Source organism: Chryseobacterium sp. OV279 (assembly GCF_900128945.1).
Taxonomy (GTDB): Bacteria; Bacteroidota; Bacteroidia; order Flavobacteriales; family Weeksellaceae; genus Chryseobacterium.
Map to the genome: position 1 here is coordinate 765,180 of NZ_FQUD01000002.1, position 15,229 is coordinate 780,408.

Below are 15,229 nucleotides of genomic sequence, written 5' to 3' on the forward strand. Positions count from 1 at the left end.
ACTTAAAGTTAATATTTAAATAAATATTATTTTAACAATTGATTTTTAATTACTTATAAACTATATCTAAAATTTAATTTAAATGATTTTATTGACTTTTAACATCTTAAATATAGAGGCTGAAGCCAAAAACAGCGTGCAGATTTCTGATGAAGAAAGACTGAAGATCACAGAAGATAACACCAAAGCTATTCTTCGGATTTTAGATATTCATGACATCAAAGCCAGTTTTTTTGTGGAGATTTCCATCGCGGAAAAACTGCAGAATTTAATAAAAGCAATTTCATCCAAAGGGCATGAAATTGCTTTTTATAATTTCAATTCAAATCTTCAGGAAATTGAAGAGGTGAAAAAAAACATTCAGGATCTTCTCGAAAAACAGATCAGAGGAATCCGGCAGAAAGATTATAAACTGCCTCAGGAAGATCTGAAATCGCTGGAGTTTAATTATGTCTCCAATATCGATAATGCAGATGTTCTTTTTCCATTCAAACGACTGAAAAGAGATACCGAGATTAATGAAGAAGACGGGCTGAGTATTGTACCGGAAAGTATCTCACCTTACAGTCAGTTGCCGTATAATGATTTTGTGTTTCAGATCCTGCCGATGAACTATTACCAGAGTATGGTTTTTGAAACGCTGAAGAATGATGATTTTGTCTTAATCTATTTAAATTCATGGCAGTTCACTGATTTTAAAAAATACCGGTTTGATATTCCATTTTACAGAAGCCTCTTTTCAGGAAAGAAAATGGAAGACAAACTCGATGCCCTTCTTACCTGGGTGAATGAGCATGATATGGCGACCTCGCGGATGAAGGATTATATTTTTTAGGTGGTAGGTAGCAGGTTTTAGGTTGCAGGGATTAGGGATTAGGGATTAGGGATTAGGGATTAGGGATTGTGCCGAAGGTTGAAACTATGGTCTTTTGATTTGGTTTTTGGGCGAGATAGATGTCAATGGTGAATTTTGCTTCGCAAGTGAATGGTGAATGATAGATTCAAGAACCAAGAACCAAGATGTCAGACATTAGGCTAAGGTTTAGACTGAGATTATGCATTTTATTTACAAAAAACCAGCAACCCGGAACGTTATTTTAACTAGCAACTAGCAACTTGACAACCCTCAGACTCTCAAACGCTCTCACTCTCAAACTCAAAACTAGCTCAGCTCAAACAAAGTAATCTCAGGCAATACGCCCACTCTTCCCGGATATCCCAGAACACCGAAGCCTCTGTTCACGTAAAGCATTTTTCCTTCGCTTTCGTATAAATCGGCCCATTTTGGGTAACGGTATTGTACAGGAGACCATTTAACGTTTTTCAGATCTAAACCGAACTGCATTCCGTGGGTGTGTCCTGAAAGTGTCAAATGGATGTTTCCAGGGTGTTTTTTGACTACGTAATCAAAGTGGGTAGGGTCATGGCTCATCAGGATTTTCGGAGCAGATTCCGGCACCCCTTTTAAAGCATCATCAATCTTTCCGAATTGAGGAAATGGTTTTAATCCCCAGTTTTCAACGCCGAGAATGTATAATTTTTCTCCGTTTCTCTCAATCACTCTGTGTTCGTTTCTTAACATATCAAAACCTGCCTGTCTTTCATAGTCGATAAGCGTGTCGAGGTTTTTCTTCTTGGCATCGAGGGAAGTCCATGTTACATAGTCTCCATAATCGTGGTTTCCAAGTACTGCAAACTTGCCGTCTTTTGCTTTTATCTTTGAAAATAGAGGAATGAAAGGTTTGAATTCATCAGAAATATTATTGACCATATCGCCGGTAAAAAGCACAAGATCAGGATTTTGCTCGTTGATCAGATCAATAGCGTGCTGAAGTTTCGATGGATCTGAAAAACTGCCGCTGTGAACATCAGAGATCTGAATCACTTTATAACCTTCAAAATTTTTCGAAAGACCCGGAATCTTCACCTTAATCCTTCTTACAGTATGTCTATATTTTCCGAACGTAATTCCGTCGATGAAAAGAGCAGAAAGAACGCCTCCAAGGCCCAGTCCAACAATGCTCAGGAATTTCCTTCTTTCAGGGAAGAAATTTTCCTGTGGTCGTGTTAATCCGATTAAATAGCCTCCGGTTCTGAAAATATCGTCAATTAATAAAAACAGAACCACAAAGATTTTTGGAAGTATAAAGATCAGGAACAGCGAAATAGTGATCTGGACTCTAACGGAGCTTTTATCTGTTCTTTGGAAATGAGTAATTTCGTAGGCGAAAATCGCGTAAACGGTCAAAGATACAACCCAATACCCAAGCCTGATCCAGAAATTATCTGTTAATGTTCTTATAGCCTGATAGATATAAACTTCCAGAACCAGAAAGATAGCGGCAATGATCAAAAAATTTCTCTGCATGATAAATCTAAAAAAAGCACAAAGAATATGTTTCCCTGTGCTTTATATTTTTTTGTTAATTAAATATTTTAAGGAAATCTGTAAACGATAGCATTGATGTTCATTCCGGCACCTACCGAAGTCATCACAATGTTACCTTTATCTTTAAACGTTTGACCCTCCATTTTTCCTTTAATTATTAAATCATACATCGTAGGAATAGTTGCTACAGACGTATTTCCAAGATCCTGAATCGTCATAGGAGAGATCGCATGGTCGTAATCTTTCACATCATAAAGCTTGTGAAGTCTTTCGATCATGGCGTAATCCATTTTTGCATTCGCCTGGTGGATAAGGATTTTGTCAATGTTTTCGATAGAAAGTCCCGCATCTTCAATTGTTTCCTTGATTGCTGAAGGAACATTTTTAAGGGCGTACTCATAGATTTTTCTTCCCTGCATTCTTACATAAAGGCGTCTTTGATCTACGTTTGCGTTGATAGAAGACGCGTTTTCAAGATAACACAGTTCCGGACCGTTGTCACAAATGGTGTTGTGAGCAATGATACCTACATTTTCCTGATCTGTAGCCTGTACAACTACTGCACCGGCACCGTCAGCGAAAATCATTCTGTTTCTGTCATGCGGATCTGTAACGCGGCTTAAAGTTTCTGCACCTACCACAAGGATGGTTTTTGCAGCTTTTGCCTTGATAAGGTTGTCGGCAAGGATCATGGCTTCCACCCATCCCGGACATCCGAAAATCATATCATAAGTGATGCATTTTCTGTTTTTAATGCCCAGCTTATTTTTCACTCTTGCTGCCATATTAGGCATGAAATTCACATATCCGTCTACAGTAACTTCTCCAAAGTTGCTTGCGTAAATAATGTAGTCAAGGTCCTCGCCGTCTATTTTAGCATCCTCAAGGGCTGCTTTTGCAGCTTCAGAACCGATCTGTGAGTTGGAAAGATCGTCTTCAATGAATCTTCTGTTTTCTATTTCTGTGATTTCTACAAACTTCGCGATGGTTTCTTCTGCAGGTTTTTCAATCTTAACTCCGTCTTCAGTGTAGAACTCAGAATCCATGAAATAATCTCTACCAATAACTCTGTTAGGAATATAGGATCCGGAACCAATAATGATCGTATTCGGCATTCGTTTAAATGATTTTTTAAAGATGCAAAGTTAATAATTAATATTAATAACGGAGAATTAAAAATATTATTAAATTTGCAAAAATTGTACTTTACAATCGTATGAAAAACAACTCGTCCTTAAAAGGCTTACTTATTGCAGCTGTGGTGTTTATCGTTGCCTTTGGAGTCTACTTCTTTTTTTTAGCCAAGAAAAATTATTTTGTAGTAGACAACCCTACTCCCAATACCTATTATTTTAAAATCAATAATGGTTCTGAGGGGATAATTTCAGCGGGACAGTATGTTCACGTGGATATCAAAAAGGGGAAAAATTCCATCAAAGTTTTCGACCGGAATAAGAAAATGCTCTATGATTCTGCATTTGAAGTGAATAAGATTCGTGGGCTGATTAACATCGCACATCAGGATTATTATATTAATGATCAATATTATGGGTACAATCTTAAAAAAGATTCATTACTTTTGGCCCTGGACAAAATCACAATAGACGGAAAAGATTATTTCGGAGGAGCGAGACGCTTCAACAAGCTTTATACTGAAGATTTTTATTACAATGTGGATGAGGATTACGATAAAGTGATCAAAAACATTCAGCAGGTGGAATCGAGATCAAAGATTTTCAGAAAGCAGGATTTCCTAAATTATTACAAAGAATATTACAAGTTTTAAGTTTTGACAAAAGATATTACCAAAGTTACTCCCTACAATTCTGAGGCTACTAAAAAAAGCCAGGTAGAGGATATGTTCGACAATATTGCACCGAAGTATGACCTTCTGAATCATGTTTTATCTATGAAAATTGATGTTTTATGGAGAAATACATTGGTGAAAATGATGAAAAAAGACAACCCGCAGGAAGTGCTGGATGTGGCTACAGGAACGGGAGATTTAGCAATCACGATTGAAAAAGGAACCGATGCAAAAGTAATTGGTTTAGATTTATCACAACAAATGCTGAATGTTGGCGTTATTAAAATAAAAAAACTTAAATTAGACGGCAAAATTTCCATGCAAAAAGGAGATGCAGAAAATTTACCTTTCGAGGACAATAGATTCGATGCTGTTTCCGTTGCATTTGGAGTAAGGAATTTTGAAAACCTTACCAAAGGTTTGGCAGAATTAAGAAGAGTAGTTAAAGATAACAAGAGTGTTTATATACTGGAGTTTTCAAAGGTTGAGGGGTTCTTAGGTCCATTTTATATGTTTTATTTCAGAAACATATTACCTGCCATCGGCAGACTGGTATCCAAAGATAATAGGGCGTATACATACCTTCCGGATTCTGTAAATGCTTTTCCTTTCGGGGAAAAGATGAAGCAAATTCTTTTAGATACAGGATTTAAGAAAGTAGAATATAAAAAGCTAAGTTTAGGTATAGCCACAATTTATAAAGCAACAAAGTAACCTATGAATAAATTTCTATTAAGAGCACTGGTTTTAGCCTCAGTTAATATTGCTGTTTTTGCAGATGCGCAATTCAGAACCCGAAACAGAATGGATAAGTTGGAAGACTTTGACGAGCAGAAATTCAGTTGGGGTTTTTATTTGAACGGCAACAGGCTAGACTACCGTATCGTCCTTCATCCAAGATATGGTGCGGAAGGTAATCAGAATCTTGTTAAATCCAGAGAAAGCTACAGTTTCGGAGCTGGTTTGATCGCCAAGTGGAGACTGAATGATAATCTGGACCTAAGATTGGAGCCAGGCTTGCAATTTGCTCAAAGGCAGTTGATTTTTAATACCCAGTCCAATGACCAGTATGCTGCCGGAACATTGACTAATCCACCTTTTTTCCCAATTGCTTTAACTGAGAAAGATAAAGTAAGAGAGATTAAATCTACTTTGGTAGACATCCCTGTACTATTGGAGCTTCACGGGAACAGATGGTACAATTCAAGACCGTATATTGCAGGAGGGGTGAACTATATCGTGAACCTTCAGTCTAATTCTGATTCTGTGGATGACAACATGCAGCAGGTTTTCAGATCGACTACGCATAATTTTGCATGGTCTGCTGAAATGGGAATTCAGTTTTACTTCAATAAATTTAAACTTACGCCGGCGATCAGAGGAACATTCTTCATGAATAACGAGAAAGTGGCTGATAATGCGACTACACCTCCATATTGGGCGACAGCAATGTCTACGCTTCAGACAAGAGCGGTGATGTTTGTATTGAAATTCGAATAAGAAAATATACATTAAAAATACAAAAGGAGGTGCATCTGCATCTCCTTTTTTCGTACCAAATCAAAATATAGAGACATTTATTTTTGTTACTGTTATTATTTTTTTATTTTTGTTGCTAGTTAGAATATACAAAACCTGAAATGCTTCAAGATTTAGAAAACAATTTTTCAGAATTAGAGAGAAAGATTTTCCTTTTACAAAAGAATTATAAAAGTCTTACTGAAAGATTATCAGACTTAAGTGTTGAGCATGAAGAACTGAAAACGAAATATGATGAGGAGAGAAGAAGAAATCAGGTATTAGCAGAAGAACAAAAAAATATAAAACTTTATTCAGCAATATCAGGGAATCCTGAACACAACAGATTAATGAAAAACCATATCAACAGATTGGTGAAAGAAATTGATTTCTGTATTGCGCAGCTTCAAAACAGTGGATTATAATGGAGGTAAGAAGAATAACCATCAACATTGCAGGAAGGGTATATCCGCTGAACGTGCCGGCCGCAGAGGAGGAAACTCTGCGCAAGGTAGGAAAGCAGATCGAAAATATGATTAAAGATTTTGAACAGAACTTCGATGTCAGAGACAAACAGGATGCTTTGGCGATGTGTGCCCTTAAACTGGGAACCAACGCGGAAGTAGTTTCTCTGAACTACGAAAAAAATATAAATTCTACCAACGAAAGATTAGTGCAGATTAATCAGTCGTTGAATGAAATAGGGAAATAGAATTCTTTTCCCGTCAGACTGCCTACAATAATTCTAACACATTTAAGGTAAACTCAACGCTAAACAATTACCGAGCAAATGTCCGCTGAATGGCGTGCCGGGTCTCCCGGATTACAGACAGAGGAAATCAGTTCAAATCGTGTTGATTAGGAGTTTACTCTCAATCCCTGAATTGTTGTAGGTTTTTTTTATTTAGATAAGTGTAAGACAATTAAAACTCAATATATATTATGACAACAGCCATTATAGTCGGCGTTATTTGCTTAGTTATTGGCGCAGTGATAGGGATTCTTTTCTCTAAGAGCTCGCTGAATACCAAGGCAAAATTTATTGTAGATGATGCAAAGAAAAATGCCGAAAACCTTATAGAAAAAGCAAATGTTCAAGCTGAATCCATAAAGAAAGAAAAGAACCTACAGGCCAAAGAAAAGTTTTTGGAACTGAAATCTCAGCATGATGCGGATATCCAATCCCGTGAGAAAAAAATGCAGGAGGTAGAAAAAAGAACCAAAGACAAGGAACACAAGCTGAATGACGAGCTTAGCAAGACGGGAAAACTTGAAAAGGACCTTGACAAGCAGATTGGAGATTACGCTAAGAAAAATGAGATCTTAGATAGAAAACAGCAGGAACTTGAGGTGGCGACTACTAAAAAGGTAGAGATCCTTGAGAAAATTGCTAATTACACCGCAGAAGAAGCTAAAGCAGAATTGGTAGAAACCATGAAAGCAGAGGCTAAAACAAGAGCTCAGGCACACGTTCAGAGCATTATGGAGGAGGCACAGCTGAATGCTAAGAACGAAGCCAGAAAAATAGTTGTTCAGACCATTCAGAGAATTGGTACAGAACAGGCTATTGAAAACTCAGTATCTGTTTTCAACATTGAATCAGACGAGGTAAAAGGTAGAATCATTGGTAGAGAAGGTAGAAATATCCGTGCTTTGGAAGCAATGACAGGCGTGGAAATTATCGTAGATGATACTCCGGAAGCTATTCTTCTTTCTTGTTTTGATCCGGTAAGAAGAGAAATCGCAAGATTATCCCTACACAGATTGGTGACGGACGGAAGAATCCACCCGGCAAGAATCGAAGAAGTAGTAGAAAAAACAAAAAAACAGATCGAAGAAGAGATCATTGAAGTAGGAAAAAGAACAATCATTGATTTAGGAATCCACGGATTACACCCGGAACTGATCAAGATTGTAGGTAGAATGAAATACCGTTCTTCTTACGGACAGAACTTACTACAGCACTCAAGAGAAGTAGCGAACATTGCTGCAACGATGGCTGCTGAATTAGGATTGAACGTAAAACTAGCGAAAAGAGCAGGTCTTCTACACGATATCGGTAAAGTTCCTGAGCAGGAATCTGAACTTCCTCACGCTTTACTGGGAATGCAGTGGGCTGAAAAGTACGGTGAAAATGCAGAAGTTGTTAACGCAATTGGAGCTCACCACGACGAAATTGAAATGAAGTCATTATTATCACCGATCATCCAGGTAGCCGATGCTATCTCAGGAGCAAGACCGGGAGCAAGAAGACAGGTCCTTGAATCTTATATCCAGAGACTGAAAGATCTTGAATCTGCAGCCTTAAGTTTCGACGGCGTATCAAGCGCTTATGCGATCCAGGCAGGTAGAGAACTTAGAGTAATGGTAGAAAGCGGAAAAGTAAATGATGAAGTAGCGAACCAGCTTTCTTACGACATCTCTGAAAAAATCCAAAATGAACTGACGTATCCGGGACAGGTAAAAGTAACGGTAATCAGAGAAACAAGAGCTGTGAATATTGCAAGATAATAACAGAATAAAGATATTTTATAAAAACCTTTCAAGAAATTGAAAGGTTTTTTATTTTTATCAAAACTTAAAAATGCAAGAACTGTCTTTGTCTTCAAAACTGAAGTATATCTTTTCAATCCCCGTTATCATTTCCGCCCTGGGCTATTTCGTAGACATCTATGACCTGCTTTTATTCGGTATCGTAAGAATTCCAAGTTTAAAAGCTTTAGGCCTGAATCCCGACGCTGACGGAACCTTTATTCTCAACTGTCAGATGGTAGGACTCCTTATCGGTGGTGTGTTCTGGGGAATTTTTGGAGACAAAAAAGGACGACTGTCTGTCCTTTTCGGTTCTATTCTGGTATATTCCCTGGCCAATATAGCCTGTGGATTTCTTCCTTACTTTCCGAAAGAGCATCTCGTGTATCAATACGCGGGTTTAAGGTTCATCGCGGGAATAGGACTCGCCGGAGAGCTTGGAGCAGGAATTACCCTCGTTTCTGAGAGTCTCCCGAAGAATTTAAGAGCCATTGGAACTTCCGTGGTAGCCGGATTTGGACTGATGGGTGCTGTTGTGGCTCAGCTTACCGTAGAATTGGCCGGCGGTTGGAATATTTCCTACATCATCGGAGGAATTATGGGAATTATGCTGTTGTTGCTGAGAATCAGCGTTTCAGAATCCGGCATTTATAAAAACATAGTACATAAAAGCGTCTCAAAAGGCAATTTTCTCTCCTTCTTTACCAATAAGGAGCGGCTGACGAGATATCTCAAATGTATTGCGGTAGGATTGCCCACCTGGTATTGTATAGGGATCCTTGCTGTTTTAGCCAATCAGTTTGCCCCTGAATTAGGCATCAGGGATCTGAATCCCGGAAAAGCCATTATGTGGGCTTATATAGGCATTTCTGTAGGTGACCTGATGAGTGGTTTTATTTCCCATGCTTTAAAATCCCGGAAGATGGCTATTTTTTATATGCTGCTGTTCACGATCGTTGGTGTAGCGATCATGCTGTTTGGGAATACCAATACGGAAACAAAGTATTATATGTTCTGTGTCTGGTTGGGCTTTGGAACGGGATACTGGGCGATGTTTGTGACCCTTGCTGCCGAACAGTTCGGGACTAATATCAGAAATACGGCGACTACAACCGTCCCCAATATGGTGAGAGGCCTGGTTCCCGTGATGATTCTGGCGTTTGATCTGCTTAAAAATAATTTCACGGTGATCATCAGTGCAGCGGTCGTTGGATTGGTGGTCTTTGGACTGGCCTTTTATTCGGCACTCACGATTTCCGAAACGCATAATAAAGACCTTGAATTTACCGAATAATTAATGTTGTTTAAGAAATGGGGTGGTTGTGAATTGCGGTTATATCGTAATAAACACAATGGAATCAACGTTTTATTAAAGTTTTATTTAAATTATGTTGCGAATAATTAATATTTGTTTAACTTTGAAAAGTAACAAAACTATATTGTTTAATCTCAAATCAAATCACGTAACACTATGAAAAACGCTAAGAAATTAAGAAAAGCAGATCTAAAGAACATTATCGGAGGAATCAGCGGAAAACCTGATTTAACACTTTGCGGATGCAGCTGCTCAGGTTCTGTAACCGGACCTTGGTATTGCGTACAGCACATTGCCTGCACACAGGGATACAACTGTGGTGAGTCTGCAATTTAAGACTGTATATCAGTAAGAAAACTAAAACATTTCCACATTTAATACGCAAAAGCCTTTTGGGACCTTCCAAAAGGTTTTTGTCATTTTAAAGATGAGATTAAAAATGGTCCCAAAAAAAGGAATTCATTTTCTAATGTAGTTTTTCATATTGGCCTAGGAAGCTGGAGCGTTAAAAAAATTAAAACTCACTCCGTTAAAAAATTCCCATTGTTTGAGTGCGGCAAAAATATTGAACTGAAATAACAATATTTAATCCGCACGAGTTTGGGAATTTTAGGATTGAGTTTTAATTTTTAGCGGAAGCTTCCAGCCTTGAATTTTTGGTTCATTTTGTTTCAAGACAAAAGAACTAAAAAAGGAATAAATTATAGAAGTTAATTAATTGAATTTTAAAGTATTGATTTATAGTATTTTATATTTGTTTTAGCTGGTGATATAAATCAAACTCCCCACACTTATCGTAATCCATAAAATAACAGCCACAGCCAGCGGCTTAATTCCTATCGTTTTTAAAGTCCCGATCGAAAGAGTAGACCCAATAAAGAATAAAGTAAGATTCAGCCCCGATTTGGCTACTGCAGTCACAGAGCTGCTCAAGCCATCAAAAACAGGAAAATAAGTATTCAGAAGAATAGCCAGGATAAACCACCCGATAAACCACGGTATTTTAATTTTCGATTCTTTGTTTTTAAAAATAAACATCGTGATCACAGAAACCGGAATAATCCATAAGGCACGGGCCAGTTTCACCGTAGTGGCTATTTTTAAAGCCTCATTTCCATACTTTCCGGCCGCTCCAACCACAGAACTGGTATCATGGATTCCCACCGCACACCAAAGCCCAAACTGCTCCTGAGAAAGATGCAGCAAATGCCCGATAGCCGGATAAATAAACAACGCTACAGAATTTAAGGTGAAAATAATGGCAAGACCTAAAGAAATTTCTTTCGTCCCCGGTTTGATGATAGGAGAAACAGCTGCGATAGCACTTCCACCGCAGATCGCTGTTCCGGCAGAAATCAGATAAGAAAGCTTTTTCTCAAGTTTAAATACTCTTCCCAAAATATAGCCGAGAACCATCACCGTGAAAATACTGACAACCGTTAAAAAGAATCCTGTCTTCCCCGCCTGAAGCGCTTCATTCAGTTTGAGCCCAAAACCCAGTCCTACAATAGAAATCTGAAGCAACAAATGAATGTATCTGTGCAAATGCTTTTCGAACGGATTACCAATGAGAACCGCTAAACCAAAGCCTAAGGCCAGAGCTATCGGGGAAGAAATTAACGGGGTAAGACATGCAACACCGAGTACAATAAAAACAGTTTTTCGGATCATTTCATTTTGGATGAGCTCTTTCATAAGATAAGTTTTGAAATCAGACTCCAAAATTCCGAAATATAGTATTACAAAGTAAATCGTATTTTATTATGATGGATAACTTTTAGTTATGGATTGTAAGGTGAGAGAGTTTGAGGGTAGGAGGGTTTTAGAGTGGGAGCGTTTGAGTGGTTCAGGGTAACTTTGCTAGTTGCTAGTTGCTAGTTGCTAGTTGCTAGTTGCTAGTTGCTAGTTGCTAGTTGCTAGTTATATCATATTTTGCATCTGTTGTTGTCTGTTGTCTGTTGTCTGTTGTCTGAAATCTGACGTCTAATATCTGAAATCTATCCCAAAAATTCACCATTCACTTGCGAAGCAAAATTCACTATTGACCTCTACTCCGTCTAAAATCTAATCAAAAGACCATAGTTCAAACTGCGACCTATTCCCTGCAACCTATCATCTACTATCTAACTCCTCACAAATCTCAGAAATAATCTAATCATCTCCGACTGTTCTCCTTTCGGAAGAATAAAGTGAAAATTTCTTTCAATGCTGAAATTCCTGATATCTATGATAGTGAGCGTATTGTTTTTTAATTCATTTAAAATGGTACTGATGGACAGAAATGCCATACAATCCGAATGTAAAAGATAGTTTTTGATGCTTTCACTGCTTCCCAGCTGCATAACCGTGTTGAGCTCTTCGATGTTGATTCCTTTTTCCTTTAAACGGTTTTGGATGAATTCCTGAGTACCGGAGCCCTGTTCACGGAAGATCAGGTCTAAGTCATAAAGATCTTTTAGACTTAACGTTTTCTGAGCTAATGGATGATTGGCTTTTGCCGTGAGAACAATTTCATCCCCTTTAAAAATTTTATAGTCAAAAAATGAAGACTGAGATTCTCCTTCGATAATTCCGAGGTCTATTTTCCCTTCTTTTAAAAGTTCGGAAATAATTTCGGTATTATGGGCGATCAGTTCGATCTTAATTTCTTTATAATACGTATTGAATTTGGCCAGAAGTTCAGGCAAAACATATTGTGCAACACTGGTGCTGGCTCCGATAATCAACTTTCCTTTATGCTGTTCATTCACCTGACTGATCTCAAATTCCAGATCACGGTAGAGATTTCGGATCTTTTCGGCATATTCATATAGAATTTTTCCACTCTGGGTAAGATGTACGGAAGTTCCTTTTCGGTCAAAAAGTTTTGTACCGAGCTGACTTTCAATTTCTTTAATGTGTTTAGTCACAGCTGGCTGCGAAATATGAAGTTCTTCAGCAGCTTTCGTAAAACTCAGTCTTGAGGCAGCGGTATGGAAAACTTTTAATCTGTAGTCAAACATGGATGGAGCTTATGGTAACAAATTTAGTGAAATTATACGGGTTGGGGAGTTTGAGAGTTTCAGAGTTGGAGGGTTTGAGAGTTGGAGGGTTGAGAGTTTGAGTTGTATTGAGTTTTAGGAAGAAAAAAGCAAGAGTCAAGAACCAAGAATCTAGATGTCAGACAATTATTCATTAACTTAAATACTATGAACCAGCAACTAGCAACTAGCAACTAGCAACCAACTCTCCCACTCGAAATCCCTTACAAATCCGAAAAAGACTTACCTCCATCACTTTCATACCTTCGGTTTTTCGCTTCACCGATCTTTTGTTTTGTATAAATGCTGTTGTGGCCGGAAAGCAAATAGGAAACTACGCAGGCAATAGCAATATAAACACCTGATTCTGCCCCGAACAGCTCAATCCCCATCAGCATACAGGCCAGTGGGGTATTGGTAGCTCCGGCAAATACGGCTACAAAGCCCATTCCTGCAAGCAATCCGAACGGTAATGGAATAAACAGGGATAATGCACTGCCAAGAGTAGCTCCGATGAAAAATAGGGGTGTGACTTCGCCTCCTTTAAACCCTGCAGAAAGGGTAATGATGGTAAAAATCATTTTTAAAGCAAAATCGTAGAGCGGAAGCTGTTGTTTAAAAGATTCCAGAATGACAGGAATTCCCAGCCCGATGTATCTTGTGGTTCCCATGGCAAAAACAGCCAGAGCAACAATAATCCCACCGACTACGGGACGAAAAGGAGCATATTTAATTCTAGATTTAAAAACAGATCCAGTCCAGTGAATCATTCTGCTGAATCCTGCAGCACAGATTCCAAAAGCAATTCCGGCGAGAATACTATATACAATGGGCAAAAATTCCAGTTTAGGAATAAGGTCTATATGGTAATGGGTATGTTTGACATTCCAGAGATTGGTGGTTAAGTCTGCGAGAATGGCTGAAGCAAAAGCCGGGAAGATAGCATTGTACCGTATTCTTCCAATCAGGAAAACTTCCAGTGCAAAAACGGCTCCGGCCAACGGTGTTCCGAAAATAGATCCAAAACCTGCGGCAATGGCAGCGATAAGCAGGATTTTCCTTTCATTTTTATTAAGTTTAAAAGGTTTGCTGAGCTGGTCTGCAATAGCACCAGCCATCTGTAAAGCCGTACCTTCACGCCCGGCTGAACCTCCGAAAAAATGCGTAACAATGGTTCCCAGATACACAAATGGAGCCATTTTAAAGGGAATAATTTCTTTCGGATCATGAATATTGTCAATGAGCAGATTGTTTCCTGCTTCTACATCTTTTCCGTAATAATGGTATAAAAGGCCAATAAGAAAACCGGCAACAGGAAGCAGGGCAATGAGCCAGATATGACTTTCTCTGAATTGGGTTGCCCATTCCAGGGACTGTAAAAATCCCGCAGACGCTGTTCCTACTAATCCACCAATCAGAATACTGATGCACAGCCATTTTGAAATATAAGGCAGGGCAGGGTATTTTCTAAAAAATAATTGGGTATGAAAAATTGCTTTTCTATGAAGTGTCCGTTGTTTTTTTGACATAATAATCCTGATCAGTTATTGGTTAATAATCTCTTAATCAGGCGTCATCAGCTTCTGTAAAGCGGTTGGGTAAGGAAGAGCACCATTTCCTTTTGTTATACAAATATAATTATTCTCTGTGAATTTTAAAACTCTTTGAAGTGATGAAGATTCAAAATATTTATAAGAATGGTTTCATTTCATCCTCAATCTGCGTTCTGAGATCCATCAGGCGTTTAGCATATTTTTCCTGTTGTTTTTCCTCTTCAGTCTCAGGGACCCAAGCAGGGACAGGGAGTTTTTTGCCGTTTTCATCTACTGCCACAAAAACAATGATACAATGGGTCTTTTTGTCGAAAGTAGGCTGCTTCAGGTTTCTTGAAAAAACATTAATCGAAATATGCATGCTCGATTTTCCGGTATAAATCACCTGTGCATCCACTCGTACCACTTCCCCGATTTTAATAGGCTCATAAAAACGGATCCCGCCCACATAAACGGTTACCGAATAATTTCCGCTCCATGTCGTGGCACATGCATAACCTGCCTGATCGATCCATTTCATGACGCTTCCTCCATGTACATTTCCTCCATAATTCACATCTGAAGGCTCCGAAATAAACTGAAAAGTGATGGGCTTATTCTGCATCTTTATAAAATTTTAATAAAGTTATTTAATAATTTCCAGAATTTTAGATTAAATCCTACTTTTGAAAGACGAAACTTCAATGAAGAAGGAAATTTAATTTATAACAGCTTTAAAAAATAACAATGAAGAAAGTATTCCACCTTAATACATGCGATACCTGCAGAAAAATCCTTGCACAGTTTGATCTTGCAGACTGGGAACTTCGTGAAATTAAAAAAGAGCCCATCACCAAAGAAGAACTGGCAGCGATGTATAAAAAAACAAAATCATACGAAGCTCTGTTCAGCAAAAAATCTACACAGATTAAACTAAGAGGCCTGGATGCCAAATCTCTTGAAGAAAAGGATTTCAAAGATCTGCTTCTGGATCACTACACCTTTTTGAAACGTCCGGTTTTTATAACGGATGATGAAATATTTGTGGGAAATGATAAGAAGAATGTAGAAGCTCTGAGAGAATTCTTTGGAGTGGAAGACTAAAAAATTAAGCTA

16 protein-coding genes and 1 riboswitch are annotated in these 15,229 nt (G+C 38.3%); of the genes, 10 read left to right on the forward strand and 6 right to left on the reverse strand.

Features of this window, described 5'->3' with window-relative positions; translation table 11 throughout:
• The first annotated feature begins 82 nt into the window (after window positions 1-82).
• On the forward strand, window positions 83-835 hold the full coding sequence (locus BUA72_RS11225) for a polysaccharide deacetylase family protein (protein ID WP_072922976.1): 753 nt from the start codon (window positions 83-85) through the stop codon (window positions 833-835).
• Between the two features lie 327 nt (window positions 836-1,162).
• Here BUA72_RS11225 and BUA72_RS11230 read toward each other — a convergent pair whose 3' ends face one another.
• Entirely contained in the window at window positions 1,163-2,368 is a 1,206-nt protein-coding gene (locus BUA72_RS11230; protein WP_072922977.1) for a metallophosphoesterase, read from the reverse strand.
• 68 nt (window positions 2,369-2,436) lie between these two features.
• A complete protein-coding gene (locus BUA72_RS11235; protein ID WP_047448278.1) occupies window positions 2,437-3,504 on the reverse strand; it encodes a 3-oxoacyl-ACP synthase III family protein in 1,068 nt (355 codons plus the stop codon).
• A 101-nt stretch (window positions 3,505-3,605) separates the two neighbouring features.
• Between BUA72_RS11235 and BUA72_RS11240 the strand changes: the two genes are divergently transcribed.
• The 8 genes from BUA72_RS11240 (at window position 3,606) to BUA72_RS11275 (ending at window position 9,897) form a co-directional block, all read left to right on the forward strand.
• Window positions 3,606-4,175 (forward strand): hypothetical protein, encoded by a 570-nt coding sequence (locus tag BUA72_RS11240; RefSeq protein WP_072922978.1) that lies wholly within the window; start codon window positions 3,606-3,608, stop codon window positions 4,173-4,175.
• A gap of 3 nt (window positions 4,176-4,178) precedes the next feature.
• Entirely contained in the window at window positions 4,179-4,910 is a 732-nt protein-coding gene (ubiE, locus tag BUA72_RS11245; RefSeq protein ID WP_034743381.1) for a bifunctional demethylmenaquinone methyltransferase/2-methoxy-6-polyprenyl-1,4-benzoquinol methylase UbiE, read from the forward strand.
• A gap of 3 nt (window positions 4,911-4,913) precedes the next feature.
• A complete protein-coding gene (locus tag BUA72_RS11250) occupies window positions 4,914-5,696 on the forward strand; it encodes a type IX secretion/gliding motility protein PorT/SprT (RefSeq protein ID WP_047448268.1) in 783 nt (260 codons plus the stop codon).
• A 140-nt stretch (window positions 5,697-5,836) separates the two neighbouring features.
• Window positions 5,837-6,139, forward strand: a complete 303-nt coding sequence (locus BUA72_RS11255; RefSeq protein ID WP_047448265.1) for a hypothetical protein — start codon at window positions 5,837-5,839, stop codon at window positions 6,137-6,139.
• Complete coding sequence (locus BUA72_RS11260; protein ID WP_034726323.1) at window positions 6,139-6,426, forward strand: cell division protein ZapA; 288 nt, start codon at window positions 6,139-6,141, stop codon at window positions 6,424-6,426. The genes BUA72_RS11255 and BUA72_RS11260 overlap by 1 nt, the downstream gene beginning before the upstream one ends.
• A gap of 230 nt (window positions 6,427-6,656) precedes the next feature.
• Window positions 6,657-8,225, forward strand: coding sequence for a ribonuclease Y (gene rny / locus BUA72_RS11265; protein ID WP_047448262.1), 1,569 nt, complete (start codon window positions 6,657-6,659; stop codon window positions 8,223-8,225).
• Between the two features lie 73 nt (window positions 8,226-8,298).
• Window positions 8,299-9,540 (forward strand): MFS transporter, encoded by a 1,242-nt coding sequence (locus BUA72_RS11270; protein WP_072922979.1) that lies wholly within the window; start codon window positions 8,299-8,301, stop codon window positions 9,538-9,540.
• Window positions 9,541-9,717: 177 nt separating this feature from the next.
• Window positions 9,718-9,897, forward strand: a complete 180-nt coding sequence (locus BUA72_RS11275; protein WP_072922980.1) for a hypothetical protein — start codon at window positions 9,718-9,720, stop codon at window positions 9,895-9,897.
• A 423-nt stretch (window positions 9,898-10,320) separates the two neighbouring features.
• Here the strand turns inward: BUA72_RS11275 and BUA72_RS11280 are convergent, their stop codons facing one another.
• From BUA72_RS11280 to BUA72_RS11295, 4 genes are all read right to left on the reverse strand, one after another.
• Window positions 10,321-11,256, reverse strand: coding sequence for a YeiH family protein (locus BUA72_RS11280; protein WP_072923173.1), 936 nt, complete (start codon window positions 11,254-11,256; stop codon window positions 10,321-10,323).
• Window positions 11,257-11,684: 428 nt separating this feature from the next.
• A complete protein-coding gene (locus tag BUA72_RS11285) occupies window positions 11,685-12,563 on the reverse strand; it encodes a LysR family transcriptional regulator (RefSeq protein WP_072922981.1) in 879 nt (292 codons plus the stop codon).
• Window positions 12,564-12,805: 242 nt separating this feature from the next.
• Window positions 12,806-14,110: a voltage-gated chloride channel family protein gene (locus BUA72_RS11290; RefSeq protein WP_175548887.1), complete on the reverse strand. Its 1,305-nt coding sequence runs from the start codon at window positions 14,108-14,110 to the stop codon at window positions 12,806-12,808.
• Between the two features lie 31 nt (window positions 14,111-14,141).
• Window positions 14,142-14,209, reverse strand: a riboswitch (Fluoride riboswitch).
• A gap of 61 nt (window positions 14,210-14,270) precedes the next feature.
• Window positions 14,271-14,738 carry an acyl-CoA thioesterase gene (locus tag BUA72_RS11295; protein WP_047448250.1) on the reverse strand — a complete coding sequence of 156 codons (468 nt, stop codon included), beginning with the start codon at window positions 14,736-14,738 and terminating at the stop codon, window positions 14,271-14,273.
• A gap of 122 nt (window positions 14,739-14,860) precedes the next feature.
• Here BUA72_RS11295 and BUA72_RS11300 point away from each other — a divergent pair, with 122 nt between their 5' ends.
• Window positions 14,861-15,217 (forward strand): arsenate reductase family protein, encoded by a 357-nt coding sequence (locus BUA72_RS11300; protein WP_047448247.1) that lies wholly within the window; start codon window positions 14,861-14,863, stop codon window positions 15,215-15,217.
• The last annotated feature ends 12 nt before the right edge of the window (window positions 15,218-15,229 follow it).